At 70.6% G+C, this 3,201-nt stretch carries 2 protein-coding genes; both read right to left on the bottom strand.

The window, feature by feature from the left end:
• On the bottom strand, window positions 1-2,947 hold a 2,947-nt coding region (locus tag BQ17_RS15940; protein ID WP_089728715.1), incomplete at its 3' end, for a CHAT domain-containing protein.
• 38 nt (window positions 2,948-2,985) lie between these two features.
• Window positions 2,986-3,201, bottom strand: a 216-nt coding sequence (locus tag BQ17_RS22865) for a hypothetical protein (RefSeq protein WP_218068309.1), incomplete at its 5' end; no start/stop codon positions are given.

Below are 3,201 nucleotides of genomic sequence, written 5' to 3'. Positions count from 1 at the left end.
AGACCGGCAGCTCTTCTTGGGTGCGGATGCGCAGGGCCTCATCGAGCTGGCCGCGGGCCTGGAGGATGTCGGCGATCCGGCCCTGGGTCACCGCCTTGGACCGCACGTCGCCGAGGCGCTCATAGACCGGCAGCTGTTCTTGGGTGCGGATGCGCAGGGCCTCATCGAGCTCGCCGCGCCGGTACAGCCTGTGGGCGTATTCGTCGAGCAGGGGCAGTGCGTCCGGATCGGCAGTCTCTTCCGCCGCCTCCAAGGCCGCGATACCCTGTTCCAAGAGGTCATCGGCGGTCTTGCCGTCCCCGGCGCCGCTGGTCACGCGGGCGGCATCGGCGTAAAGCCGCCAGGGAATGGGATGCGCGGTAGCTTCCAGCAGGCCAATCAGGTCCTTCCCGAGCCCCGCCGCCTTGTCGTAGCTGTCCGCTTCCAGGGCCCGGACGGCGCCGGCACCGCAGGCAGCGGCGATCGACGGGTTCTCCGCGGCCAGGGCGAGCTCGGCGAGCTGCAAGTCGGCCAGGGTGGGGCGCCATCCTGTTTCGCCGCCCCAGGCCTCGAACAGGGGCCCGACCGCAATGGCGGCGAATCGCCCCTGCTCTGCCGCCGTGAGCGGCGCTAGGCGGCCTGCGGCCAGCGGGCTGATGCGCACCCCGGCTAGGTCCGGCCGTACCGGATCTGCGCCCGGCTCCAGCAGGGCCAGGTCGCTCAGGTCCTGTATCCGGCCCCCGCTCTCCGTGGCGAGCGCTGCGGTGACCGCTTGCGGCACCGGCAGTCGGAACCGGGTCATGGCCCGCAGCAGGGTCGCACTGCCGGCCTTGTCGGCCAGCCCGAGCAGGGTCTGTACGGCGATGTTCTCCAGCAGCCGGCGCAACTGCTCGGCCTCCGGCAGTCCGCCGCCGGTCAGGTAGGCCTCCATCTCACCCAGGGCCGCCGCGGCCTCGGCCAGGGGCACGGCGGGATTGAGCAACAGGCGGGCGATCAGTAGATCCAACAGCCCCGGGTTGCCGCGCGCCGCGGTCTGGGCCCGCGCCAATAGCTTCTCGCGCTCTTCCAGGTCGGGCAGGTCCAATCCATCGGCCATGGTCTGGTGGCGCAGTACGAGCTTGCGCTCGGCGGTTTCCCCAAAGCTGGTGAGCTCGAGGCGGTCGAGCCGCTCGGCTAGATCCTGACCACCCACCGCCAGCCGGAACGGGAAGCGGCTGGTAATCAGCAGCCGGCTGTCGGTGGCGGTCGGCTCGAAGGCCCGGAGGATGGTTGCGACCAGGCCGGCGTAACGGGCGGCGACCGGGCGGGCACCGGCGGCCTCTTCCAGCAGTTGCTCGAAGTCGTCCAGGACCAGCAGCAGTGCCGGTCCGGTCTCGTCTTGCTGTTGGCAGGGGCCGTGCAACAAGTCGGTCAGCAGATTCCTGAGGGCGACCAGGGACTCCTCTGCTCCCTGCTGCGCCGCGGCGCGGACCTTCTGTTGCCCGTCTTGCAGGAGCGCGCGGGCGGTCGGGAAGCTGTGGAGGGCCGCCTCGAGCTCATCGAGCAGAGCTTGAGGGCCGAAGCGGCCGTGGAGCACGGCCAGTGCATAGTCGTCGCGGCGGCGGTTGGCGATGCGTGCGGCCAGGCTGGATTTACCCAGCCGCCCCATGCCGGTGAGGATGAGGCCGGCGTGGCGACCCGCGTCCAGGCTGCGCAGGGCATGTTGGAGCTCCCGGCGCCGGCCGACGAACATCTCATGGGAGGCCACCGGGACCTCCTTGCCGAGGAAGGTCTTCGAGATATGGCTGGCGGGCAACAGGGAGCGCTTGCGACGGCCAGTCACCAGCGGGGCGGCGCCGTCCGCGTCGCTGCCGAGCCACAGCCGCGCCAGGTGCCAGTCGCTCCGGATCTGCTCCTGGTCGGCATCGAGCAGCGCGCGGCGGGCCTCGGCAACCGCCAGGGCCAGGGCTTCACGCTCGGCGAGCCTTTGATAGAGGGTGGCCGCGAACCGGATGGCGGCGGTGTCCGCGACCGTGCCGTCCCAGCCGATGACGGCGGGCAGCCCGGCCTGGATCAGGGCGCTGGTGAGGGAGTGCACCGGCGCTTGTGCTACCTTGGGAGCTGGGTCATGGTCGGACTTTTTGCTGCCGGGCGCAGGCGGCAGCCCGGCCCCCGGATCGGGCCTGTGACCGGCCGTCGCCGCGCTGCGGCAGGCGGACAGGAACAAGAGGCGGGGCATAGCCGGCCGCAGAGTACCCAGCAAGGTCGCGGCGTCGGTGGCGAGCAGGGCGCCGGCGTCGTCTTCGAGGAGCAGGACGGGTCTCGGGTCCTGGTCCGGCCGGTCCCGCCAGTTGTTATCGCCGTGACAGGACAGGTGCAGCACGGGCAGGCCGCCGACCTCGCTCAGTCGCCGTCCCAGGGCCGCGGCCGCGCCGCTCTCGTCGACCAGCAGGTCCAGATTGGTGTCACCCACGGCGTCGAGGATGGCCGTCTCCTCGGCCTCATAGGCGAGCTCCGAGGTATCCTGGGGCGCCGCGGCCATAAAGGCCAGGCCGAGCCGGTACTGGTCCTGGTCCGGCGGCGGCTTCCCGAGCGGGCCCAGGCGGCGCTGGGGGCTGTACTGCAGGAGGGCGTCGGCGGCCAGATGGCCCCGCTCATCGGCCACCAGCTCCCAGGGCGCTTGCAGCAGGGCCCACTCGGCGGGGCTCGGCTCCCGGCGCGGGCAATGGATGCTCAGTATCAGGGGGCGGGAGGCGCTCTCCAACAGCCGGGTCAGCTGGTGTTGGTCGCCGTCGAGCCAGGCGTAGAGGTCGCGGCCGATGCGGATCGCCGCGGCCGGGTCCGGGCGTGCTTCCAAGGGTCCGTAGCGCGAGATGAGGTTCATGAGCCATGCGGACGCCTCTGCATCCAGCACTCGGCGGGTACCGATCGGCGTGTCGCCGGCAAAGAGCTCGCAGGCGTCGTCTTGGATCAATAGAATAGCGGACATGGCGCTTGCTCCCGGTCTCCCCATTCGGTGCGGAGAGCTTATCCGATGCGGGCCCGTCCGGCCAGGCAGATTGGGGGCAGGGCAACCGAATGATAATCACTGCTGAAACAATTTCTCGTTCCCACGCGCTGCGTGGGAACCTGGTTGCTCCGCGCCGCGGAGAGCATCAGACCGGTGGTATACACGGGAATCAAACCTGCCGGCTGTCCGGCGTTATCCGGTGCGGCCCAGAGGGCGTCTGCTCTGAGCGTTGC

The organism is Candidatus Thiosymbion oneisti, assembly GCF_900092655.1.
GTDB lineage: Bacteria > Pseudomonadota > Gammaproteobacteria > Chromatiales > Chromatiaceae > Thiosymbion > Thiosymbion oneisti.
The sequence above is the reverse complement of the archived record's forward strand: the minus strand, read 5'-3'. Positions and strand labels throughout refer to the sequence as shown.